Here is a 22,313-nt window from a genome sequence, read left to right as displayed (position 1 = left end):
CTCCTTTCGTTGTGTTGGATGGAACAGTCCTGGCCGGTGCGGTCAGGCGGTGAGTTTGAGCTGGTGCAGGTGGTCGTACTGGACAGCGTGCCGGACGGGCGCATTGGGGGCGCCGTAACCGTCGTAGGCGCCGCGGCGTTCGACCACTTCGAAGAACACGCTGCCCACGGTGGCGGTGTAAAAGTGCAGGAACTCGCCGTCGGCGTCGCGGTCATAGAGCAGGTTCAACTCGCGCAGGGTGGCAAGGAAGGCCGGGTCGAGGTCGAACCGGGCGTCGAGGTCCTCGTAATAGTTCGCCGGGATGCGCAGGAACTCCAGGCCGCGAGCGCGGGCGTCCCGGGCTGTCGACACCAGGTCGCCCACCGCGAAGGCGATGTGTTCCTGGTAGGTTCGGCGCGGGCTTCCGGCCAGGGGCGGGCCGCCCGGAGTCTCCGTGCCGGCCTCCTGCATGAGCAACGGGGCGAGGTTCAGCACCAGCCGGACGCCGCGGTCGCGGGTCGTCATCACCTGGGAGCGCACCAGCCCGCTGGGGCTGGCCACCTCGGCGTAGGGCTGCGGCTCCAGGGCCAGGGCGCTGGTGTAGAAGAGCACGGCTTCGTCGAAATGCTGCCAGGGTTGGGCGAGGTTGACGTGGTCGATCACTGCCGGAGCGCCGGCGTTCGGGCCCGCAGCGCCTCCGGTTGCGAGCGAACTATCCGGCGTACCCGGCGGGCCGAATTCGTTAACCCAGGCCGCCGTCCCGTCGGGGTTGCCCTGGCACAGGAAGATTTCGGTGGCGTCGGGGGCGGCAAAGCCCTGGAACACTTCCTCATTTGCCTGGTTCTTCCGCGGGACCGCCGGGGCCTTGAGCTGCTGGGCCCGGGCGGCGGCGATCACGGGTGCATCGACGTCGAAGCCGACAGCGGCGATCGACGTTTCCGCGGCAGCGGGGGCTTCCTCGTTGATGATCACGCGTGCGTGGCCCATGCTCCACAATTGCACATTCTTGGTCCGGTGCCGGCCGTTGAAGCCGAAGCCCAGCTGCGCGAGCAAGGTCTCCAGCGCTCCGGTATCGGCGGCCCGCACCTCGGCGAAATTGAATCCGGCAGGTTCCGCGACCCGCGGCAGCGTGGCCAGTTCCATGGGATGGCGGCGTCGTCCGGTACCCCCGGCGCCGCCGGGCCGCTCAGCCGCTGACGGGTTGGCGTCCAGCCACTTCGCGCTTTGTTCCTCGAGCCAGATGAGTGAGCGCATGGCGTCGACGGCGGTGCGTTCGACGTCGGACTGGCGGAAGACATCGTTGAAGACCTCCAGCGAGACCGGCCCGGAGTAGCCGGCACGGACGACGTGGCCCATGAACTTTGCCAGCTCGAACTGCCCTTCGCCGGGGAAAACGCGGTAGTGGCGGCTCCAGGACAGCACGTCCATGGACAGCTTCGGGGCGTCCGCCACCTGGACGAAGAAGATCTTGTCCGGGTTGAACCGCTCAATCGGGGCGGTGTCCCAGTCGCGGGACAGGATGTGGAAGGAATCCAGGCAGGTGCCGAGGTTGGGGTGGTCCACCAGCTCCACCAGACGGTGGGCATGCTCATAGTCGTTGACGTATCTGCCCCAGGCCAGGGCCTCATAGGCGACCTTTACCCCGTGTTCCCCGGCCAGCGAGGCCAACCGGGAAAGCTGGGCGGCGCGGAGCCCGTCGTCGTCGACGCTGGCGGTGGCCACGTTCGAGCAAACCAAAATGGTGTCCATGCCCAGCCGCGCCATCAGCCGGAACTTGGCCTCGGCGCGGCGCAGATTGGCGGCCAGCAGCTCCTCGGAAACGCTGTCGAAGTCGCGGAAGGGCTGGTATAGATCAAGGGTGAGGCCCAGATCCGCCGCCATCAAACGAACCTCCTCGGGGCTGAGCGAAGAGGTGACAAGGTCCTGCTCGAAGATTTCGATGCCGTCAAAGCCGGCGATGGCGCAGGCCTGCATCTTTTCCTTGAGGGTTCCGGAGAGGCAGACGGTGGCGATTCCGGTGCGCATCAGGCGGCCACCTCCTCGGCGGCGACGAGCTCCAGGAAATGAGAGCGCATGCGCTCCGCGTCGGCCTCGAGGCCGGTGAAGATCCGGAAGGCGTCGGCTGCCTGGCCCACGGCCATCCGGCCGCCGTCGAGTACGTCGCAGCCGCGGTCCCGGGCTTCGCGGACCAGCTCCGTCTCGATCGGCCGGTAGACGATGTCTGCGACCCAGTGCCGGGCTTCCAGCAGCGACAGATCGAGCGGTACGCCGGGGTGGGCGGCCATGCCGACCGGGGTGCAGTTCACCAGGCCGTCGGCGAGCGGCATCAGGTCGACGAGGTCCGCCGCCGTCCCCGCCGTGACCCTGGCGTGCGGAAAGAAGCTGGCCAGTTCGGCGGCGCGCGCGGCGCAGCGGGCCGCGTCGGTGTCCACCAGGTCCAGCCGGCGAACCCCTGCGGTCAGCAGGGCGTAAGCGACGGCGGACCCGGCGCCGCCGGCACCAAGCTGCACTACGCGGTCCAGCTTCGCCCCGGGGAGGCCGGTGGCCAAGGCCGAGGCGAAGCCGGAAAAGTCGGTGTTGTGCCCGACGAAGCGGCCGTCCTTAATGGTCACCGTGTTGACGGCCCCGAGGCGACGGGCGTCCGGGGAAATCTCGTCGAGGTGGTCGAGCACCAGTTGCTTGCAGGGGTGCGTGATGTTCAAGCCGTTGAAGCCGAGCCTGTGGGCGCCGGTCAGGAGTTCACCCACGGCCCTGCCCGGGAGGCCGAGTTCGGTGAGATCTATCGGGCGGTAGAGGTACCGCAGGCCCTGCACATCGCCTTCGCGTTCGTGCATGGCGGGCGTGAGGGACGGCGTGACGCCATCGCCTACGAGGCCCACGAGGAAGGACTCTGCTCGATTGCTCATCCGTCTAGCTCCTTTGACAAGACACTCGGCTGGCCACTGTGGCAGGCGGCGGGCCGGGTGATAGGGATTACAGTACCGCACATGTTCACATGTTGCACGGGTGTTCTTATTGCGAACTTTTTGTTACTGGGGAAGCCGGGCCGAGAGTTCGGCCGCGGCGGCTTGAAGCAGCGGCACCAGCGCCACGAGGGCATCCATGCCCATGCGAAAGACCGGCACCGCCGTTGCCAGGGAGGCGAAGGCGTGGCCCTGGGAGTTGAAGACCGGGACGGCGACGGCGCGCATGCCCAGCTCGTTTTCCTCATCCATCGTGGCGTAGCCGCGCTTCCGGACCAGCTCAATCTCGGTCCGGAAGGCGTCCCGGTCCGTGATGGACAGCCCTGTCAGCGGTTCGAGTTCGAGCTCGTCGAGCAACCGGTGCCGGGTGGCATCGTCGGCGAACGCAACCAGTGCCTTGCCCACGGAGGTGGTGTGCAGGGCGCCGAGATGCCCCGGATCGGAGGTGACGCGGAAGGTTTGGGGCCCGTCCACCTTGTTGACCGTGAGGTGGTGGTTCCCGTCGCGGACGGACAAGATGGTTGCCTCCCCGGTCTCCTCGGTCACCCGCCGCAGGATGGGAAGGGCAGTTCCGGCGAAGCCGTGGTGATTGGACACGCGCTGGCCGAGCTGGAAAACGCGGAGGCCAAGGTGGTAGCGGCGCCCGTCCGGCTCGTAGTCAACGAAGCCGTCCCGGGTCAGTGATCCGAGCAGCCGGTAGGTAGTGCTGAAGGGCAGGTCCGCCCGGCGTGAGAGCTCGGCGGCGCTGGCACCGCGGGGCTCATCCCCGAGCAGGACCAGCAGCCCCAGGGCCTTTCCGACCATGTCGGTGCGGGAGTCATCCCGCGCCTGCCGGCCCGGCTTCGCACCGGACTTCTGCCGGGCCTCGGCCGGCTCTACCGGCGTCCCCTGCGGGCTCTCCGTCGGCGGCTCTGTCAGGAGAGGCAAATCTGTGTCTTGGTTCACACTCATGCCTCGATGTTGTCACATGGTGAGAGCTATTGCTAGATGGTGATTATTTTTCTTGACAGGTGATGCCGCTCACAGCCATGCTTGCTACATCGCACAAGTAGCTCCCACCATGTGGCTACAAGTCCGGGGTCTTTCCTGGGTCCTCCGGCTGCCGCATCGAAGAAGCCACCGGCCGGCGAGACTCCCGATCCATTCGCGACAACGTCGTCACACCAAAGGAACACCATGAGCCAGACACTCCCGTCTACTACGCCGGGCACTGCCGCGCCGGCCGGGACGCCCAAGAAAGCAGCACTCGCCAGCTTCCTCGGCAGCGCCGTCGAGTACTACGACTTCTTCATCTTCGGTTCCGCCGCCGCCCTGATCTTCCCGAAGGTCTTCTTCCCGGACGCCGACACCAACGCCGCCATCATGTCCTTCGCGACCTTCGGCTTCGCCTACGTGGCTCGCCCGGTCGGCGCCATCATTCTCGGCCACTTCGGTGACCGGGTGGGCCGCCGGAAGGTCCTGATGTTTACGTTGCTGCTGATGGGCGCCTCCACTTTCGTGATCGGCTGCCTGCCGGACTTCAAGACCGTCGGCTGGTGGGCTCCGGTACTGCTCGTCATCGCCCGGCTCTGCCAGGGCCTCTCCGCTGCCGGCGAGCAGGCCGGCGCGTCCTCAATGACCCTGGAGCACGCACCGGACAATCGCCGCTCCTTCTTCACCTCGTGGACCCTGACCGGCACCCAGGGCGGCCAGATCCTCGCCGCCCTCGTGTTCATCCCCGCTCCTGGCGCTGCCGGACGAGATCAAGTACGGCATCGGCTGGCGTATCCCGTTCTGGCTCAGCGCCGTCGTCGTGGTCGTTGCCTTCTTCATCCGCCGCACGCTGCACGAGCCGCCGGCCTTTGAAGAGGCTCAGAAGAGCGCCCAGATCTCCAAGCTCCCCGTCGCGGACCTGCTCAAGCACCACTGGCGTGACGTCCTTCGCGTGGTGGCCTGCGCCTTCATCGCCGCCGTGTCCACCGTGTTCGGCACCCTCGCCATCAGCTACGCCAAAAACGTCGCCAACGTGGACGGCACGGTCACGCTGTGGCTCGTCGTCGGCGCCAACCTCGTGGCCCTCGGAACCCAGCCGCTGTTCGGCAAGCTGGCCGACCGGATCGGGCGCAAGCCGGTCTTCATCTACGGCGCCCTGTCCAGCGCGGTCCTGACCCCGGTGTTCCTGCTCAGCCTCGAGTCCGGCAGCGTTGTACTGATGTTCCTGGCAGCCATCGGCTTCTTCTCCTTCGGTTACGCAGCCTCCAACGCCGTCTGGCCGTCGTTCTACGCCGAGATGTTCAGCACCAAGGTCCGCTTCTCCGGTCTGGCGATCGGCACCCAGCTCGGCTTCCTGATGGCCGGCTTCGCCCCGGCGATCGTGGCGGCCATGGGCGGCATCAAGCCCGGCGGATGGGTCCAGATCACGATCTTCACCGGAATCATCTGCGTCATCGCCGCGGTCTCGGCGATGACAGCCAAGGAGACCTTCAAGGTCCCCACCAGGGAGCTCGGACTGCGCTGACGCCCGGCCCCGCCCCCGCGGCCTGGCGCTCCTGCCCAGTTACTGCCCAGTTGCTCGGTGAAAAGCCCGGCGTGTCCACGGAACACGCCGGGCTTTTCGGCGCGTCGGGCCGGTGTCAGCCGGTGTCGGCCGGAGTAACCGGGCAGGAGCGCCGGCCACGGCCGGGGCCTAGCTGCCGTCGGCGCCCAGCACCTCGGCGAGGTCATAGCTGACGGGCTCCTCCAGCTGGGCATACGTGCAGGACTCCGGGTCACGGTCGGGACGCCAGCGGACGAATTGGGTGGTGTGCCGGAACCGCTCCCCCTCCATGTGGTCGTACTTCACCTCCAGCACCCGCTCGGGTCGCAGCGGCGTGAAACTGAGGTCCTTGCCCCCGCTCCAGCGGCTGCCCTCGGCGTTGCGGGGCGTGCGGGTGCCGTCTTCCTGCCGGGCCCAGGCCCATGGGTGGTCCCCGAAGTCGGTGACCAGCGGCTGGAGTTCCTCAAACAGCTCCTTCCGGCGCTGCATCGGAAAGGCGCCGACGACGCCGACACTGGCGAGCACGCCCTCGTCGTCATACAGCCCCAGCAGCAGTGAACCGATCCGGTCCGATCCGGATGTATGGACCCGGTAGCCGGCCAGCACGCAGTCGGCCGTGCGCTGGTGTTTGACTTTGAACATGGTCCGCTTGTCCGGCTGGTAGCGGGAACTGAGGGTTTTGGCGACGATGCCGTCCAGGCCAGCGCCCTCGAACTGCCGGAACCACTGTTCGGCCGTGTTGCGGTCCCTGGTCGCGGCGGTGACATACACCGGCGCGGAGGCTCCCGCGAGCGCCTGCCCAAGGGCTGCCCTGCGTTCCTCAAACGGCTTGCCGGTAAGGTCCGCCTCGTCCAGGGCCAGCAGGTCGAAGGCAACGAAACTGGCTGGGGTCTGACCGGCAAGCAGGCGGACCCTGCTGGCGGCCGGGTGGATCCGCTGCTGCAACGCGTCGAAGTCGAGCCGGTCCCCGCTGGTCCCGACCAGGATGATCTCCCCGTCCACCACACAGCGCGGCGGGAGGTTCCGTTTCAGGGACTCAACGAGTTCGGGAAAGTACCGGGTCAACGGCTTACCGTTGCGGCTGCCGATCTCCACCTCGTCGCCGTCGCGGAAGATGATGGAACGGAATCCGTCCCACTTCGGCTCGAAGCTCAGCTCTCCTTCCGGCAGGGCGGGTACGGCCTTCGCCAGCATTGGCGCGATCGGGGGCATAAGAGGCAGTCGCATACGGCCCATTCTGACGCGCCCGCCAGCCCGCGTCGATCCCGCACGCGCCCGCAGCGCGGGGTGGCCGCCGGAACAGTTCCCTCGACAGACCCCCGAACGGCCCGGTAGACATGAGCCATGGCTACCATCGGGTTCCACGCCTCGCACGAGCAAATCGACCCCGGCCAGCTGCTCAAGGATGTGCAACTGGCGGAACAGGCTGGATTCGACGCCGCGATGTGCTCGGATCACATCGAACCGTGGTCTGCCCGCCAGGGCCACTCCGGTTTCGCCTGGTCCTGGCTCGGCGCGGCCCTGGCCACCACGGGCCTGCGGTTCGGTGTGGTGACTGCCCCGGGACAGCGCTATCACCCGGCAATCATCGCGCACGCCTCGGCAACACTGGCAGACATGTTTCCCGGACGCTTCTGGATGGCGCCCGGAAGCGGCGAGAACATGAATGAGCACATCACCGGCGACCCGTGGCCTTCCAAGGAAACCCGGCAGCGCCGGCTTGAGGAGTGCGTGGAGGTGATCCGCCGGCTGCATGCCGGCGAGGAGGTCACGCACCACGGACTGGTCACGGTGGAACAAGCCAGGGTGTGGGACGTGCCGGAGGTCAAACCGCCGCTGATCGCTCCGGCCGTCAGTGTTGAAACTGCCCGCCGTGCCGCGGCCTGGGCTGATGGCCTCGTGACCGTGAACCAGCCCGCGGCCAAGCTTCGGGACATGCTGTCCGCTTACCGGGACGCCGGCGGCGCCGGCAAGGCGGTGCTGCAGGTCCACCTCTCCTGGGCCCCGACCGGGGCGGAAGCCCTCGCTGTCGCCCTCGACCAGTGGCGGACCAACGTGTTCAGTCCGCCGATCCCCTGGGACCTGGCCAGCGCCGCCCACTTCGACGGCGTCAGCGCCGACGTCGGCCCCGACCAGGTGCGGAAGGTCGTCAACATCTCGGCCGACACCGCGGAGCATGCCCAGTGGCTTGCAGATTACCTGGACCTCGGCTTCGACGAGCTTTACCTGCATTTCGTCGGCCAGCACCAGGCCCCCTTCATCGATGCCTTCGCCGGACACGTCCTTCCCCAACTCCGGGCGGGCCGCCGGACCCAGGGAGTGCCCGCGTGAGAATCGCCGAGACCTCGGACCTCTGGTGGAAGAATGCCGTCATCTACTGCCTCGACCCGGAGACCTTTTTCGACAACGACGGCGACGGGATCGGAGACTTCGCCGGCCTGACCCAGCGGGTGGACTACCTCGCAGCCCTCGGGGTGACCTGCATCTGGCTGATGCCCTTCTACCCGTCCCCGGACCGCGATGACGGCTATGACGTCACCGACATGTACGGCGTGGACCGCCGGCTCGGGACCCTTGGCGACGTCGTCGAGTTCATCCGCACCGCCCACGACCGCGGCATCCGGGTGATCGCGGACTTCGTCATCAACCACACCTCGGACAAGCACCCCTGGTTCGTGGAGGCCCGCAAATCGGTGGACAACCCCTACCGGGACTATTACGTGTGGCGGAAGGACACCCCGCCGGACACCTCCGCCCAGGTGGTGTTCCCCGGTGAGGAAACGTCGATCTGGACCCAGGAAAAGACCACCGGTGAGTGGTACCTGCACATGTTCGCCAAGCACCAGCCGGATCTGAACGTGATGAACCCGCGGGTCCGGGACGAAATTGCCAAATCCATGGGCTTCTGGCTGCAACTGGGGCTGGACGGCTTCAGGCTCGATGCCGTCCCGTTCTTCCTCGAACTGCTCGGCGAGCCGAAGGACAAGGCCGCACGGATCGATCCCCACGAATACCTGACCGCCCTGCGGAGCTTCCTGGACCGGAGGGACGGCACTGCCGTCCTGCTCGGCGAGGTCAACCTGCCTTACAAGGAACAGCTCAAATACTTTGGCGGTGCGGCGGGGAACGAGCTGAACATGCAGTTCGACTTCCTCGCCATGCAGAACATGTACCTTTCCCTGGCCCGCGGCGACGCCCGGCCGCTGGCAAGGACGCTCAAGTCCCGGCCGGCAATCCACCCCGACAACCAATGGGCGATATTTGTCCGCAACCATGACGAGCTGACGCTGGACAAGCTCAGCGAGGCGGAACGGGCGGAGGTGTTCGCGGCATTCGGCCCGGATCCTGACATGCAGATGTACGGCCGCGGGCTACGCCGCCGGTTGCCGACCATGCTCGACGGCGACCCCGCCCGGATCCGGATGGTGTATTCGCTGATGTTCTCGCTGCCCGGCACCCCCGTGCTCTTCTACGGCGAGGAGCTCGGGATGGGTGAAGACCTGCGGGCCGAGGGCCGTTCCGCCGTCCGCTCCCCGATGCAGTGGAATGACACCGCCAACGCCGGATTCTCGACGGCGCCCGAGGAGCGGCTGGTGGCCCGCGTGGTGGACGGCTACTTCGGCCCCAAGAACATCAACGCGGTTGCGGCGAAACGGGATCCGCAGTCCTTGTGGAACTTCATTGCCGTGCTCATCCAGCGCTACCGCGAAAGCCCCGAACTGGGCTGGGGCCGGTTCGAGCTGATCAGCCAGCCTGCCGCCAGCGTGCTGGTGCACCGCTGCAGCCGGGACGGGTCCGCCTTGGTCCTCGCCCACAATTTCGGGGCCGGCCCCGTCTCGGTCAGCGCCAACGCGGCCTCGCCGGACGAGCCGGACCGCTCCTACGCCGGCGCGGTCTTGCAGGACCTGTTGGACGGCGAAGACGTGCCGCTGGGCGACGACGGTAGTTTCGAACTCGCGCTGGATCACTACGGTTTCCGCTGGTTCCGGATCCGTCATCCGGAGGACCGCCTCAGCCCCTGAACGATTGCGCTCCGTAAACTAACGCGTTCCTTACCGACCGGAAACGCGGCGGCAACATCGGCGCCGGACACTGGAAGTGCCCGCAGGTCCACGCTCCAGCTCCAGGAGGCCCGCCATGTTGAAGGAAGCCAAAGCACAGGTAGTCCGGGTCCGCGCCCTCGACCAGCTGCACCGCGGGGATGAGATCGAGGCCCGGTTGCGGGTCGGACCGAACTACGACGACGTCGTGATCCGCCGCGGCTGCGTCCAGGAAACGGCTCCCGGAATCGGCGTCGTCTGGATCCTGGACCGGCAAACGGGGGCTCGCAAGGTGGTTAACGCCGACGAGTGCACCCTCTGGCGGGTGACCCGAGCTTCGGCGCCGCAGCCAGCGTAGGGCGGCAGCCAGCGTAGGGCGGCAGCCATGGAAGGGCCGACCGCGCCGTCAGGATGGTTTGCCCGGGGCGAGAGAATGCAGCCACTCGATGGTGGCGTCCGTGATCGGATGCGCCGCGCCAAGGGTTTCCAGGAACCCGCGCGCGGCGGACATCTCAGCTTCCCGGCGCGCGGCGTGGACCGGCGTGCCCTCCAGAATCCGCACCACCAGCGAGTGGCCGGACGGGCCCAGCTCCGAGGCGATCTGGTCGACAAGCCACTCCTCTGCCCCCACCGCCCGAGCGGCAGCAACGGACTCGAGGATCGTGGCCGCAAGCCCCTTCATGAAGACACTGCGCAACAGTTTCAATCCGGCGGCCGTCCCGGGTTCGTTGCCGACGCTGGCCGCCGGGATCCCCCAGCCGGCCAGGACGGGCAGCAACCCCTCCGCGCCGCCTCCGCTGAGCACCAGCGGCGTTCTCAGCCGGGCCCGGGGAACCGGTGCCAGGATGGCGACGTCAGCGAACGCGATGCCGTGCTGCTGCGCCTGCTGTGCGAACCGCCGCTTGTCGTCGGGGCCGGCGGTATTCAGGTCTGCGTAGATGGCTGCCGGTTCCATCGCGGGCAGGGCTTCCGCAAGGACAGCTTCCGCAGCCCTCCCCCCGACCAGGCTCAGGACCAGGCCCGCGCCGCGGACCGCCTCCGGAATGCATGCGGCCAGCGTGACCCCGGCCGGCGGGGCAGGAACCGCCGGGTCGGCTGCCGTCACGGCCACGCCGCAGCCGGCCAGGTCCGCGGCATAAATGCTTCCGGCCTCCCCCAGACCCAACACAGCGACGTGCTGGCGGACGCCCGGCCCGGATGCTCCTAAGATTGTAAACAAAATGGTGTCCCGCACCGGGGGCCCCTTCCTTGATCCGTCTTCTCCGGGAGTTGAGTGCACATGTCGTCAGCAGCTGGCAGTCCAGCAGCGCAGGCCGGGGCGCCAGCCGCCGACCCGCGGGTCACCGACGTCATCCGGGGCGCGATCATCCGGGGTGAGTACGCTCCGAACCAGCGCCTGATCGAGGCCGACCTCAGTGCTGCGTTTTCCGCCAGCCGGGCCACCGTTCGCACCGCGCTGCTCGAACTCGCAGGCGAGGGGCTGGTGGAACGCCTGCCGAACCGGGGTTCCCGGGTGAGATCGATTTCCGTGGACGAGGCAATCGAGATCCTGGAGGTACGGATCGGCGTCGAGGGACTCTGCGCCGCGAAGACCGCCGCCACTCTTTCGGATGACGACGCCGCCGCCCTGGAAACCCTGCGGGCCCGGATGATGGAGTCCGTGGCGGAGGGTGACCTGGTGGAATATTCGCGCCTGAACCTGTCCCTGGACAACCGGATCCGGGAGCTCAGCCACCATTCCACCGCCTCCGAGGTTCTGGCGCGGCTGCACGCCCAGAGCGTCAGGCACCAGTTCAAGTTGTCGTCCCGGCCGCAGCGGGCAAAGGTCTCGGTGCTGGAGCACGCCGCCATCATCGACGCCGTTGTCGCCCGGGATCCTGACGCCGCCGAGCAGGCGGTGCGCAGCCACCTGCTCAGCGTCATCGAGGCCCTCCGCGACGTCTCGTCGGCGGAATCCGCAGCACCCCTCGCCACCTGAGCGGCGTCAGTTTGCCGGCGCTCCCGCCGTGCGCCACCCGCCGTGGTACTCGGTCCGCGCGGTGACAGCGTAGGGCACGGGACTGACGACGGCGCGCACGCTGATCTGCTCGTGCGGCTCCACGGTGGTCTTGCGCGAGCCGCCGTCGGGCTCCCCCCAGATGACCCGCACCTCGGTCCCGACCTCCACGTTCGGATCCACCGTCGCCAGTGAAAGCCCGCGGCGCTCATTGGCCGTGACACCGGTGAAGAGCGAGAGCCCGACGGCTGCGCCGTCGGCGTCCACCACCGAGTCGTAGTTCGACGAGCCGTAGTTGGCGTTTGGCACGTCGAAGAACTGGTACCCGGGGGTGTCGCGGTCCAGGAAAGACGCCCAGATCCTTGCCAGGTCCTCGTCGTTCCACGCCAGCGTGACCTTCTTGCGTTGGGAGGCCTCGTCCACCCGCTCAAGGGCGTCGCGGCCGATGAAGTCGTGGTCGAACTTCACGAACGAACCGTAGCCGAGCTCCCACGGCGTCAGGTAGTAGTCCTCAATGTTCTGTGAGACGAACGAACCGGCGAGCGCGTTGGTTGCCTCGTAGCTCGCGGCCGGCAGCCACTCCCGGTAGGCGCGCTCGGCCTCGCTGCTGTAGATCGCCGGCAGCGGGGAGGGAATCCAGCCGGATTCAAGCGTGTTGGAGGAGTAAGCGCGGGACCCGCAGGGTTCGATGCCGAACTCGGCACCGGCTTCGAGCACGGCGTCGCGGATCTTCCCGTGCTGCTCGTACGGTCCCCAGATTTCCAGGCCAGGAGCTCCTGCCATGCCGTGCCGCAGGGTGCGCACCTGTTCCCCGGCGATGCCCAGCTCTCCCATGTGAAAGAACTTCACCTGCTCCAAGGTGCCGCCGTTGAGTTTCTCAATGATCTGCCAGGCGTTGGGGCCCTGGATCTGGAAGCGGTAGTACTCGCGTCGGACCGCCTGGCCGTAGGGACGCGAGGGGGACCGGTCGTCATAGACGCATTCGACGTCGTAGCCGCCGGTTTCGGCATGGAACTGCAGCCAGTTCGCGGCAGGGGCCCGTCCCACGTAGGCAAACTCGTTCTCGGCCTGGTGGAACAGGATGCCATCGCCGATTACGCCGCCGTTGGAGGCCGTCGGTACGAACTGTTTGGCGGTATTGACCGGGAAGTTCGCGAAGCTGTTGATGCCGGTGTCCGAGACGAGTTTGAGTGCATCCGGTCCTTTCATAAAGAAGTTCACCATGTGGTGGGACTGGTCGTAGAGCACGGCGGTCTCCCGCCAGGCACGCTGCTCGCGCCGCCAGTTGGTGAACTCCGCGGGAACCACCGGATAGATGTAGGTGCCTAGCTGGGAGTTACGCAAGTGTTCGACAGTGTTACCTGCCGCATCGAGCACATCCTGCAGGGACTTCTGAGCCATCAGCTGTTCTCCTTCAGTTGGACCGGGTTGAACTCCCTGGTTTCGACCGGAGCCGGGGCATGCCGTCGCAGGAGTGAAATCCCGATTGCTAACAAAATTGTATTCGATGCCTTGACCGGGATGCCAGAGCGTGGTTCGCTGGCACAAAGACGCGCAAGCGATCCGGGAGGGACCAGGAACATGGGCAACGGAGGCAGTGTCCTCGTCGTCAGCGCGCACGCCGGCGATTTCGTCTGGCGGGCCGGCGGGGCGATTGCCGCCGCCACCGCGCCCGGGGTGACCGCGCCGTCGTCGTCTGCCTCTCCTACGGCGAGCGCGGCGAGTCCGCCAGCCAGTGGCTGGCCGGTAAGTCCCTGGACGAAATCAAGGCCCTCCGGCGCGCCGAGGCCGAAGCCGCCGCCACGGCGCTGGGGGCGGAAGTCGAATTCCTCGACGCCGGGGATTACCCGCTGCTGCCGAGCCGTGAACTGCTCGATCAGCTGGTGCGCATCTACCGGCGGGTGCAGCCGACCGTGGTGTTGACGCATCCCCTGCTTGACCCCTACAACGGCGACCACCCGGCGGCCGCCCGGCTGGCGATCGAAGCCCGGATCCTGGCCCAGGCCATCGGTTACGACGCGCCCGGTGAGGTGCTCGGCGCGCCGCCAGTGTTCTTCTTCGAGCCGCACCAGCCCGAACAATGCGACTTCAAACCCGACGTCCTGCTCGATATCACTGCCGCCTTTCCCGCCAAGGAACAGGCGATGAAGTGCCTGCCCGCCCAGCAGCACATGTGGGACTACTACACCTCGCTCGCCGTGCGCCGCGGCGTGCAGGTCAAACGCAACGCCGGTCCCAACCTTGGCCTGCCGGTGGATACCAAGGGTGAGGCTTACATGCGCTACTACCCCCAGGTCACCGAGGTCCTCGAGTGAAACCCGTCGTGGTCACGGACATCGCACGGGTCGAAACCCCGGTGATCGGCGCGCTTGGCGGGCACGGCGTGGCCACCGTGCACGAGGCGATGGGCCGCAGCGGCCTGGTCGGCGCCTCGCTGCGGCCCATCCAGAACGGTATCCGGATCGCCGGGTCCGCCGTCACCGTCCTGTGCTGGCCGGGGGACAATCTGATGATCCATGCCGCCGTGGAACAGTGCCGTGAGGGCGACATCCTGGTGGTGACCACCACCTCGCCCTCCCTGGACGGTTCGTTCGGTGAGCTGTTCGCCACCGCGCTGCAGCACCGCGGGGTCCGCGGACTCGTCACAACGGGCGGCGTCCGCGACGTGGCCGAGCTGCGGGCAATGGGCTTTCCGGTCTGGTCCGCCGCGGTCAACGCCCAGGGCACAGTGAAAGCCACGGCCGGGTCGGTCAACGTTCCGATAACGGTGGGCGGCGCCGTCGTGCGCCCCGGCGATGTGATCGTGGCCGACGACGACGGTGTGCTCTGCGTGCCGCGGCCCGCTGCCCGGGGGGCACTCGAGGCCGCCGACGCCCGGGTTGCCCGCGAGGAGGAATCCAGGGCTGCCTACCGTACCGGCGAGCTTAGCCTGGACCGCAACCGGCTCCGCGGCGTGCTTGCCGGGCTTGGGGTCCGGTACCTGACCGCCGCGGAGTACGAGGCCGGCGATGGCAGCGGTTGACGGCATCCCCTGCCTGCTGATGCGCGGCGGCACCTCCAAGGGCGCGTACTTTCTCGGCTCGGACCTGCCCCAAGATCCGGAAGAACGCGACGGACTGCTGCTGCGGATCATGGGCACACCCGATCCCCGGCAGATCGACGGCCTGGGCGGGGCACACCCGCTCACCAGCAAAGTCGCCGTCATCTCCCCCTCGCCCGACAACCTGGCCGACGTCGACTACCTCTTCCTGCAAGTGGGCATCGACGCGGCATCCGTAAGTGACCGCCAGAACTGCGGCAACATCCTCGCCGGAGTCGGGCCGTTCGCCGTCGAGCGGGGCCTGGTCCGGGCCGGCGGCGAGCGCACCGCGGTGCGTATCCGGATGGTCAACACGGACAGCATCGCCACCGCGCAGTTTGCCACTCCGGGGGGCAACGTGGACTACGACGGCGACCTCCCGATCGACGGGGTTCCCGGCACGGCAGGCGCGATCAAACTCAACTTCGAGGGCACCGCAGGCTCGTCGACGGGGGCGCTGTTTCCGACCGGCAACGTGCTGGACCGGGTACAGGACATCGACCTGACCTGCGTGGACAACGGCATGCCCAGCGTGTTGCTGCGGGCAGCCGACCTCGGCCTGACCGGCAATGAATCCCCCGGTGACCTCGAGGCCGACGCCGGCCTGGCCGGCCGCCTCCACGACCTGCGCCTGGCCGCAGCCGAATTGATGGGGATGGGCGACGTCAGCGGCGCTACCGTGCCGAAACTGGTCCTGCTGTCCGCTCCGGCGGCCGGCGGCGCCGTGCGCACCCGCAGTTTCCTGCCGGTGCGCGTGCACACTTCCATCGGCGTGCTCGGCGCCCTCACGGTGGCCGCGGGAGTGCTGGCGGACGGTTCCGTCGGCCACGACCTCGCGGTGTTGCCGGCGCCGAGCTCGCCGTTCCGGATCGAACACCCCACGGGCTCCTTCGACGTCGAGGTGGGCCTTGAGCCGGCCGCCGGCGGCTTCGCCGTCACCTCCTCGGCAGCCCTCAGGACGGCCCGGAAGATCTTCGAGGGGCGCGTCTTCCCGCGCCCCCGGCTCTGACACCCACCGCAAGAGAGGACTAATCCATGACCGAGTACACCTCGTTCGACGTCGCGCACCTGGGGAACGTGGAGCTGCTGACTCCGACCTTCGAGCAGAGCCTGTGGTTCTTCCGGGACCTGCTCGCCATGCGCGTCGTCGCGGAATCCGGCGGTCCCGGCGCAAAATCCGTGTACCTGCGCACGTGGGATGAGTATCAGCTCTTCACGCTGAAGCTCACCGAGTCAGCTGACGCCGGCGTCGGGCGGACCACGTTCCGGGCCACGAGCCAGGCGGCACTGGAGCGCCGGGTGGCGGCGATCGAGGCGACCGCTCTTGGCGTCGGCTGGGTGGACGGCGAGGTCGGCACCGGGCCCACCTACACGTTCCGGGATCCCGACGGGCACGACCTGGGCATCTACTACGAGACCGAGCGCTACGTCGCCACCGACGACAAGCCTGCGCTGAAGAACCAGGCGTCGGCGTTTCCGGGGCGCGGGGTCAACGCCCGGCGGCTGGACCACATCAATTACCTGGCCAAGGACGTCGTGGCCAACGGCGAGTTCGTGCTGAAGGCCCTGGGCGGGCGGGAGAGCGAGCGCATCAAGCTCGACGACGGCGGATATGCCGCCTGGTGGTTTCACTTCAACAACAAGTCCTACGACATCGTCTACTCGGATGACTGGCTCAAGCACGGCAACCGGCTGCACCACGTGGCCTTCGCCCCCGACACCCGGGAAGACATCCTCAAGGCGGCGGACATCTTCCTGGAGAACGGCATCCACATCGAGTCCGGCCCGCACAAGCACGCCATCAACCAGACCTTCTTCCTCTACGTCTGGGAGCCCGGGGGCAACCGCATTGAGTTCGCCAACGCCGGCGCCCGGCTGCTGCTGGACCCGGACTCCCCGGTCGTGGAATGGTCCCAGGAGGAACGTAAGAAGGGGCAGGCCTGGGGCATGAAAACGATCGAAACGTTCCACACCCACGGGACGCCGAACGTCCCGGACGGAGCCAGGACGGCATCCGCCGACTCCGGCACAACCGAGCCCAGCGCAACCCAGCCCGGGACAGACCAGCCCAGGACCGCACAGACCAACCTTGCACAGAGAGGTGCACAGTCATGACCAACACAACAGACACCGCCGCGCCGGTGACCACCGGCCTGTTCATCGGGGGAAGCGAGCGCCAGGCCGGCTCCACCCTGGAAATCCCGGACCCGGGGAAGCCCGGAGTCGTCGTCGGGCACGCCGCCGCTGCCAGCGCCGCCGACGTCGATGACGCCATCGCCGCAGCGAAGGCGGCGTTTCCCGCGTGGTCGGCACTAAGCGCCCAGCAGCGCGCAGAGCAGATGCGCGCCGCGCTGGAGGGCATCGCCGATTTCCGTGACGAGGACGCCGCCATCCTGTCCCAGGAGAACGGAAAGATCCGCCAGGAGGCATGGGTGGACTCGCTGGTGTTCGAGATCCGTTGGAACCTCGCCCTGTCCCTGGCCGACGAGGTGGACGCCGCCAAGGTGCTCCCGCCGGCCCCGGGGATCCCCGTGTCCACCACCGTCGCGTTCCAGCCGCTGGGCGTGGTGACGGTCATCGTGCCGTTCAACTGGCCCATCGCGATCCTGGCCGCGTCGTTGCCGCACGCACTGCTGGCGGGCAACACCGCCATCGTAAAGCCCCCGCCCACAGCGCCGCTTGCAACAACCCGCGTGGTCCAGCGGATCGCGGAGAAGCTGCCGCCCGGGGTGCTGAACGTCGTCACCGGCAAGGACGCCGACATGGCAGCGCTCATCACCAGCCCCGACATCGCCAAGGTCTGCTTCACCGGCAGCGTCGGCGGCGGCAGGCGGATCATGGAAATGGCCGCCAAATCGCTGACCCGGGTGACGCTGGAACTCGGCGGCAACGATCCCGCCGTCATCCTCGAGGACGCGGTCCTGGACGAAACCCACCTGGACCGCCTGTACGCCGCGGTTTTCGACACCACCGGCCAGATCTGCATGAACGCCAAGCGGATCTACGTCCATCGTTCCCGGCTGGATGAGGTCGCCGCGGGGCTGGCGAGCCGGCTGGAGCAGGCTGTGATCGGCTACGGCCTGGACGAAGGAACCACCATGGGTCCGCTGCACTCGCCGGTGCAGAAGGCTTTCGTTGCCGAACTCATCGAGGAAGCGAAGGCCGCCGGCGCCGACGTCCGGGAGTACGGGTCCCTGCCCGCGGACCCGGCCCTGCAGGGCGGGAACTTCCTGCGCCCGGCGCTGGTCATCGACCCGGATCCCGAATTGCGCGTGGTCACCCAGGAGCAGTTCGGGCCCGTCATCCCGCTGCTGCCGTTCGACACCGAGGAGGAAGCCGTGCGGGCAGCAAATTCCGGCTGGGCGGGCCTCTGCGCCTCGGTGTGGACGGCCGAGCGTGCGACGGCGGACCGCGTGGGCGCACAACTGGTCTGCGGTTACGTCTGGGTCAATGACCACGGGGCCACAAGGCTGGACCTGCGCGCCCCGTTCGGCGGCATGAAGCAATCCGGCATGGGTCGCGAGCAGGGCATCGAGGGCGTCCGGGCGTTCCAGGACACCCGCGCCATCGCCCACCTCGAACCGGAGACCCCCGCGGCCGGCTGACCGTCCGGACGGGCCGGCCGTCCAACCGGGCAGGCTGGCCCACCTGGCCGGCTGACCGGCGGCCGCGACGACAAGTTGGTCCGCATTACCTATGGACAGTCCCTATCTACATAGCTAAAGTCGGAAGCAGGTGCACCGTCGCACCGACCGAAAGGATTCCCGATGGCGACTCGAAGCACGCCCGCGATCAACCGGGCAGCATCACTGGAACTCATCCACGACTTTTCCCTCGAGATGACCGGCAAGGACATCCCCGCGCTGACGGAGGCCCAGGGCCACATCCCGCCGGGCACGCGGATCAACGTCACTTTCCTCGGCAACGAGGACCTGGAAATGCGGGTGGCGGCGGCCAAAGCGGTGCGGGACCTCGGCTTCGTGCCGGTTCCGCATGTCTCGGCGCGCCGTCTGAAGTCCCAGCAGCAGCTTGAGGAGTTCCTCGGCCGCCTGCAGGAAGTCGGTGCCTCGGAACATATTTTCGCGGTGGGCGGCGACCCGGCAACGCCCGAAGGCCCTTACGAGGATTCACTCTCGGTGATCAGCAGCGGCATCCTGCAGCAGTTCGGCGTGCGTGAAGTCGGCATCAGCGGCTACCCGGAAGGACACCCCGACATTCCGAAAGAGGTGCTCTCACGCGCCCTGACGGACAAAACCGCGGCCCTCGCCGAGCAAGGCCTCGGTGCTGTCATCCTCACCCAGTTCGCATTCGACACCGACCCGGTCGCCGACTGGATCGACACCCTCCGTTCCAGCGGCATCAACGCCCCCGTCCGCGTCGGCACGCCAGGACCGGCGGGCATCAAACGCCTGCTCGGCTTCGCCCGCCGCTTCGGCGTCGGCGCCAACGCCATGATCGTGAAGAAGTACGGCTTCTCGCTGACCAACCTAATGGGCGACGCCGGCCCCGACCGGTTCGTCAACGACCTGGCCGCCGTACTGGCACAACACACGCCCGGCCAGCAGCCGCAGATCGGCGGACGGGTGGGGCTGCACTTCTACACTTTCGGCGGCCTGCTGGCGACGGCGGACTGGGTCCGGCAGTTCGTCGCCGAGCAGGGCTGAGCGGCGGCCATGGCACTGCACACCGAATCCCTCAAGGACCAGTCCTGCCTGATCGTGCACGGCCCAGACCAGCCCGGGATTGTCGCGGCAGTGGCTGCCCTGGTCACCCGCAACCACGGCAACATCGTCACCCTGGACCAATACTCCTCCGACCCGGCGTCGGGCGATTTCTTCCAGCGGGTGGTGTTCAACCGGCCGGACCTGGCCGCTGCGATGCCCGCGCTCGAGGCTGATCTGGAGAGCACCCTGGCGCCCCTGGGGCTCCGCTGGACGCTCACCGACCGGTCCGTCCCCAAACGCATGGCCATCCTGGTGTCGACGTCGGACCACTGCCTGCTCGAACTGCTCTGGCGGCACCGGCGCGGCGAACTGCCAGTGACCATCCCGATGGTCATCTCCAACCACACGAATACCGCCGAGGACGTCCGCTCCTTCGGCATCCCCTTCTTCCACGTCCCGTCGCACGGCGAAGACAAGTCCGCGGCCGAAGCTGAAATCCTGAAACTGCTGGACGGCAACGTGGATTTCGTGGTGCTGGCGCGTTACATGCAGATCCTCTCCCCGGGTTTCCTGGACGGGGTGGGGGTGCCGCTGATCAATATCCACCATTCGTTCCTGCCCGCGTTCATTGGGGCTGCCCCGTACCGGAAGGCCAAGGCGCGCGGCGTCAAGCTGATCGGCGCGACGTCGCACTACGTGACCAAGGACCTCGACGAGGGTCCGATCATCGAACAGGACGTCGCCCGCGTGACGCACGCGCATTCGGCCACTGACCTCCAGGCCCGCGGCGCCTACGTGGAACGGGCCGTGCTCTCGCGGGCGGTGCAGTGGCATGCCGAGGACCGGGTGGTCCGGCACGGCAACCAAACCATCGTCTTCTGACCGGGGCAGTCCAACGGCTGTCCGGCCAGTACCAGTTTGACCCCGAAAAACGACCAGAAATATCCGACACAGAACAAGAGGTTCATCGTGGCACCTAAGAATCTGCAGGAAGTTCTCGACGCGTCCCGCGGCGCGGTTGATCTGCTGCGCAACTCGCAGATCGGCTCATACATCTACCCGGTGGTTCCCGCCGACTTCCAGAACTGGATCAAGGAACAAACCGCCTGGCGCCAGACCGCCGTGCTGTACGACCAGTCCCACCACATGGACAACCTGTTCATGAAGGGCTCCGACGCAATCAAGCTGATCACGTCCACCGCGATCAACTCCACCGCCATGTTCCCCGTCAACAAAGCGAAGCAGTACGTCCCGACCACCGAGTCGGGGCACGTCATCGGCGACGGCATTCTTTTCCGCGAAGGGGAAGACGAGTACACCTACGTCGGCCGTTCCCCGGCAGCGAACTGGCTGCTCTACCACGGGGAAACAGGCGGCTTCAGCAACCTCGACATCAGCGTGGACCGCCGCTCCCCGTCGCGGCCTTACGGACACCCGGTGGACCGCCAGTACTACCGCTTCCAGATCCAGGGGCCGAACGCCTGGCAGGTGATCGAAAAGCTCAACGGCGGTCCGCTGGAGCAGTTGAAGTTCTTCAACATGTCGACCATGACGATCGACGGCACCACCGTGCGGACCCTCCGCCACGGCATGGCCGGCGCGCCCGGGCTGGAGGTCTGGGGCCCGTACGCGGACCATGACCGCATCCGGGACGCCATCGTCACGGCCGGCGCCGAGTTCGGCCTCGTCCCGGTCGGGTCCCGCGCCTATCCGTCGAACACACTGGAATCCGGCTGGATCCCCTCCCCGCTGCCGGCTATCTACACCGGGGAAGCGGAGCGCGGTTACCGTGAGTGGCTGCCCGCCGACGGTTACGAGGCAACCGGAACCCTGGCCGGGTCCTTCGTTTCCGAGAACATCGAGGACTACTACCTGACGCCGTGGGAGCTCGGCTACGGATCCTTCGTGAAGTTCGACCACGACTTCATCGGCCGGGACGCCCTGGAGCGGATGGACAAGGCATCCCAGCGCAAGAAAGTCACCCTGGCCTGGGACGCCGAGGACGTCACCGCGATCTACGCTTCGCTTTTCAATGTCGAAGGTCCCAGCTACAAGTTCTTCGACCTGCCGCTGGCCAACTACGGCTCGGCCAATTACGACTCCGTGGTCGACGCGGACGGAACGGTCGTCGGCTATTCGATGTTCACCGGCTACAGCGCGAACGAGCGGCGCGCCCTCTCGCTGGCAACGATCGACCCCAAGGTCCCCGAAGGCACGGAACTGAAGGTGGTCTGGGGCGAGCCGAATGGAGGCACCGCCAAGGCCGCCGTCGAACCGCACGTGCAGACCGAGGTGCGCGCCGTCGTCAGCCCCGTGCCCTACTCCACGGTCGCCCGCGCCAGCTACCAGGGCGGGTGGCGCACGAACTACCAGCCCGCCTAGGCTGGGAATCCCGGGTGGAGGGGGCGGCGAAGCCCCCTCCACCCTCCCGCCGTCCCAAAGGAGTACCGCATGAGCCTGCGCTACGCGCTGCTGGCGTTGCTGCGCGTCGGCCCGCTCTCCGGCTACGAACTGCAGAAGCAGTTCTCCGCGTCGGTGGGGCACGTGTGGCATGCCCCGGACTCCCAGATCTACCCCGAGCTACGCAAGATGGAAGCCGAGAACCTGATCGAGGGCGAAGAGCAGCCCCGGGGCCAGCGCGCCACCCGGCGCGTCTATCACGTCACGGCCGACGGCGACGCGGCCTTTTTGGCCTGGATGCAAACACCTCTGGAGTATGCCCGCGTCCGCGACCCCGCACATCTGCGCGCCGCGTACCTGGAAGCGGCGTCGCCGGAAGCTGCCCGAGAGTTCTTCCGGCGGCACGGCAAGCAATGGGAGGCCGAGCTCGCCCAGTGGGAAGGCGAACTACTGCGCATCGCCGAGGTCGCCAATCCCATGCTGGTGCGGCGCCTCGCCGCGACAGACCCCGGGGATTGGGAACGCACAATCGCGTTCAAACGCTTCACCTACGAGGGCCTCGTCGACCGGGCACGCATCGAAATCGCCTGGGCGCAGCGCGGGCTGGAACTGGTGGGCGAACTGGAAGCTTCCGGCGGCACCGCGCAGCCGGAAGCCTCCAGCGCCTGAACCGGCGG

General features: G+C 67.6%; 19 protein-coding genes and 1 pseudogene. 14 read left to right on the top strand and 6 right to left on the bottom strand.

The window, feature by feature from the left end:
• Window positions 1–42: 42 nt before the first annotated feature.
• The 3 genes from QFZ61_RS04000 to QFZ61_RS03990 all read right to left on the bottom strand — a co-directional run bounded on the left by QFZ61_RS04000 (window position 43) and on the right by QFZ61_RS03990 (window position 3,746).
• Window positions 43–2,004: a bifunctional sugar phosphate isomerase/epimerase/4-hydroxyphenylpyruvate dioxygenase family protein gene (locus tag QFZ61_RS04000; protein ID WP_307033524.1), complete on the bottom strand. Its 1,962-nt coding sequence runs from the start codon at window positions 2,002–2,004 to the stop codon at window positions 43–45.
• Window positions 2,004–2,885, bottom strand: a complete 882-nt coding sequence (locus QFZ61_RS03995) for a shikimate dehydrogenase (protein ID WP_307033522.1) — start codon at window positions 2,883–2,885, stop codon at window positions 2,004–2,006. The genes QFZ61_RS04000 and QFZ61_RS03995 overlap by 1 nt, the downstream gene beginning before the upstream one ends.
• Window positions 2,886–3,008: 123 nt before the next feature.
• The gene (locus tag QFZ61_RS03990; protein WP_307037990.1) at window positions 3,009–3,746 is read right to left on the bottom strand and encodes an IclR family transcriptional regulator; all 738 of its coding nucleotides are present in this window, start codon (window positions 3,744–3,746) and stop codon (window positions 3,009–3,011) included.
• Window positions 3,747–4,118: 372 nt separating this feature from the next.
• Between QFZ61_RS03990 and QFZ61_RS03985 the strand changes: the two are divergent.
• Window positions 4,119–5,439: pseudogene (locus QFZ61_RS03985) on the top strand (MFS transporter).
• A gap of 168 nt (window positions 5,440–5,607) precedes the next feature.
• Here QFZ61_RS03985 and QFZ61_RS03980 read toward each other — a convergent pair.
• Window positions 5,608–6,684, bottom strand: coding sequence for an ATP-dependent DNA ligase (locus QFZ61_RS03980; RefSeq protein ID WP_307033520.1), 1,077 nt, complete (start codon window positions 6,682–6,684; stop codon window positions 5,608–5,610).
• 117 nt (window positions 6,685–6,801) lie between these two features.
• Here QFZ61_RS03980 and QFZ61_RS03975 point away from each other — a divergent pair, with 117 nt between their 5' ends.
• The 3 genes from QFZ61_RS03975 (at window position 6,802) to QFZ61_RS03965 (ending at window position 9,855) form a co-directional block, all read left to right on the top strand.
• Entirely contained in the window at window positions 6,802–7,788 is a 987-nt protein-coding gene (locus QFZ61_RS03975; RefSeq protein WP_307033518.1) for a TIGR03885 family FMN-dependent LLM class oxidoreductase, read from the top strand.
• Window positions 7,785–9,479, top strand: a complete 1,695-nt coding sequence (locus QFZ61_RS03970) for an alpha-amylase family protein (protein WP_307033516.1) — start codon at window positions 7,785–7,787, stop codon at window positions 9,477–9,479. Before QFZ61_RS03975 ends, QFZ61_RS03970 begins: the two co-directional genes overlap by 4 nt.
• A 115-nt stretch (window positions 9,480–9,594) precedes the next feature.
• Window positions 9,595–9,855: a hypothetical protein gene (locus QFZ61_RS03965; protein WP_307033514.1), complete on the top strand. Its 261-nt coding sequence runs from the start codon at window positions 9,595–9,597 to the stop codon at window positions 9,853–9,855.
• Between the two features lie 48 nt (window positions 9,856–9,903).
• On the opposite strand, the gene QFZ61_RS03960 is transcribed toward QFZ61_RS03965, so the two are convergent.
• Window positions 9,904–10,716, bottom strand: coding sequence for an NAD(P)-dependent oxidoreductase (locus tag QFZ61_RS03960; protein ID WP_307033512.1), 813 nt, complete (start codon window positions 10,714–10,716; stop codon window positions 9,904–9,906).
• A 60-nt stretch (window positions 10,717–10,776) separates the two neighbouring features.
• Here QFZ61_RS03960 and QFZ61_RS03955 point away from each other — a divergent pair, with 60 nt between their 5' ends.
• Entirely contained in the window at window positions 10,777–11,475 is a 699-nt protein-coding gene (locus QFZ61_RS03955) for a GntR family transcriptional regulator (RefSeq protein WP_307033510.1), read from the top strand.
• A gap of 6 nt (window positions 11,476–11,481) precedes the next feature.
• Here the strand turns inward: QFZ61_RS03955 and QFZ61_RS03950 are convergent, their stop codons facing one another.
• Complete coding sequence (locus tag QFZ61_RS03950) at window positions 11,482–12,894, bottom strand: aminomethyl transferase family protein (RefSeq protein ID WP_307033508.1); 1,413 nt, start codon at window positions 12,892–12,894, stop codon at window positions 11,482–11,484.
• A gap of 101 nt (window positions 12,895–12,995) precedes the next feature.
• On the opposite strand from QFZ61_RS03950, the gene QFZ61_RS03945 reads away from it, so the two are divergent.
• The 9 genes from QFZ61_RS03945 to QFZ61_RS03905 all read left to right on the top strand — a co-directional run bounded on the left by QFZ61_RS03945 (window position 12,996) and on the right by QFZ61_RS03905 (window position 22,305).
• Entirely contained in the window at window positions 12,996–13,808 is an 813-nt protein-coding gene (locus QFZ61_RS03945) for a PIG-L deacetylase family protein (RefSeq protein WP_307037988.1), read from the top strand.
• Window positions 13,805–14,515 carry a 4-carboxy-4-hydroxy-2-oxoadipate aldolase/oxaloacetate decarboxylase gene (locus tag QFZ61_RS03940; RefSeq protein WP_307033506.1) on the top strand — a complete coding sequence of 237 codons (711 nt, stop codon included), beginning with the start codon at window positions 13,805–13,807 and terminating at the stop codon, window positions 14,513–14,515. The genes QFZ61_RS03945 and QFZ61_RS03940 overlap by 4 nt, the downstream gene beginning before the upstream one ends.
• Window positions 14,502–15,581 (top strand): 4-oxalomesaconate tautomerase, encoded by a 1,080-nt coding sequence (locus tag QFZ61_RS03935; protein WP_307033504.1) that lies wholly within the window; start codon window positions 14,502–14,504, stop codon window positions 15,579–15,581. The genes QFZ61_RS03940 and QFZ61_RS03935 overlap by 14 nt, the downstream gene beginning before the upstream one ends.
• A 26-nt stretch (window positions 15,582–15,607) precedes the next feature.
• A complete protein-coding gene (locus QFZ61_RS03930; protein WP_307033502.1) occupies window positions 15,608–16,687 on the top strand; it encodes a VOC family protein in 1,080 nt (359 codons plus the stop codon).
• Window positions 16,684–18,177, top strand: coding sequence for an aldehyde dehydrogenase family protein (locus tag QFZ61_RS03925; protein ID WP_307033500.1), 1,494 nt, complete (start codon window positions 16,684–16,686; stop codon window positions 18,175–18,177). Before QFZ61_RS03930 ends, QFZ61_RS03925 begins: the two co-directional genes overlap by 4 nt.
• Before the next feature lie 162 nt (window positions 18,178–18,339).
• Window positions 18,340–19,236: a methylenetetrahydrofolate reductase gene (locus tag QFZ61_RS03920; protein WP_307033498.1), complete on the top strand. Its 897-nt coding sequence runs from the start codon at window positions 18,340–18,342 to the stop codon at window positions 19,234–19,236.
• A 9-nt stretch (window positions 19,237–19,245) separates the two neighbouring features.
• Window positions 19,246–20,118, top strand: coding sequence for a formyltetrahydrofolate deformylase (gene purU / locus QFZ61_RS03915; protein ID WP_307033496.1), 873 nt, complete (start codon window positions 19,246–19,248; stop codon window positions 20,116–20,118).
• Between the two features lie 87 nt (window positions 20,119–20,205).
• The gene (locus tag QFZ61_RS03910; protein ID WP_307033494.1) at window positions 20,206–21,618 is read left to right on the top strand and encodes an aminomethyl transferase family protein; all 1,413 of its coding nucleotides are present in this window, start codon (window positions 20,206–20,208) and stop codon (window positions 21,616–21,618) included.
• 69 nt (window positions 21,619–21,687) lie between these two features.
• Window positions 21,688–22,305: a PadR family transcriptional regulator gene (locus QFZ61_RS03905; protein WP_307033492.1), complete on the top strand. Its 618-nt coding sequence runs from the start codon at window positions 21,688–21,690 to the stop codon at window positions 22,303–22,305.
• The last annotated feature ends 8 nt before the right edge of the window (window positions 22,306–22,313 follow it).

Source organism: Arthrobacter sp. B3I4, assembly GCF_030816855.1.
Taxonomy (GTDB): Bacteria; Actinomycetota; Actinomycetes; order Actinomycetales; family Micrococcaceae; genus Arthrobacter.
Note: the sequence above shows the minus strand (reverse complement) of the source record. Positions and strands in the feature narration are given on the sequence as shown.

Excerpts from the sequence above, each read along its gene's own strand:
- QFZ61_RS03955 (WP_307033510.1), top strand. The coding sequence starts at position 10,777 with ATGTCGTCAGCAGCTGGCAGTCCAGCAGCGCAGGCCGGGGCGCCAGCC.
- QFZ61_RS04000 (WP_307033524.1), bottom strand. The coding sequence starts at position 2,004 with ATGCGCACCGGAATCGCCACCGTCTGCCTCTCCGGAACCCTCAAGGAA.
- QFZ61_RS03980 (WP_307033520.1), bottom strand. The coding sequence starts at position 6,684 with ATGCGACTGCCTCTTATGCCCCCGATCGCGCCAATGCTGGCGAAGGCC.
- QFZ61_RS03930 (WP_307033502.1), top strand. The coding sequence starts at position 15,608 with ATGACCGAGTACACCTCGTTCGACGTCGCGCACCTGGGGAACGTGGAG.
- QFZ61_RS03935 (WP_307033504.1), top strand. The coding sequence starts at position 14,502 with ATGGCAGCGGTTGACGGCATCCCCTGCCTGCTGATGCGCGGCGGCACC.
- QFZ61_RS03965 (WP_307033514.1), top strand. The coding sequence starts at position 9,595 with ATGTTGAAGGAAGCCAAAGCACAGGTAGTCCGGGTCCGCGCCCTCGAC.
- QFZ61_RS03975 (WP_307033518.1), top strand. The coding sequence starts at position 6,802 with ATGGCTACCATCGGGTTCCACGCCTCGCACGAGCAAATCGACCCCGGC.
- QFZ61_RS03950 (WP_307033508.1), bottom strand. The coding sequence starts at position 12,894 with ATGGCTCAGAAGTCCCTGCAGGATGTGCTCGATGCGGCAGGTAACACT.
- purU (WP_307033496.1), top strand. The coding sequence starts at position 19,246 with ATGGCACTGCACACCGAATCCCTCAAGGACCAGTCCTGCCTGATCGTG.
- QFZ61_RS03905 (WP_307033492.1), top strand. The coding sequence starts at position 21,688 with ATGAGCCTGCGCTACGCGCTGCTGGCGTTGCTGCGCGTCGGCCCGCTC.
- QFZ61_RS03995 (WP_307033522.1), bottom strand. The coding sequence starts at position 2,885 with ATGAGCAATCGAGCAGAGTCCTTCCTCGTGGGCCTCGTAGGCGATGGC.
- QFZ61_RS03920 (WP_307033498.1), top strand. The coding sequence starts at position 18,340 with ATGGCGACTCGAAGCACGCCCGCGATCAACCGGGCAGCATCACTGGAA.
- QFZ61_RS03925 (WP_307033500.1), top strand. The coding sequence starts at position 16,684 with ATGACCAACACAACAGACACCGCCGCGCCGGTGACCACCGGCCTGTTC.
- QFZ61_RS03990 (WP_307037990.1), bottom strand. The coding sequence starts at position 3,746 with ATGGTCGGAAAGGCCCTGGGGCTGCTGGTCCTGCTCGGGGATGAGCCC.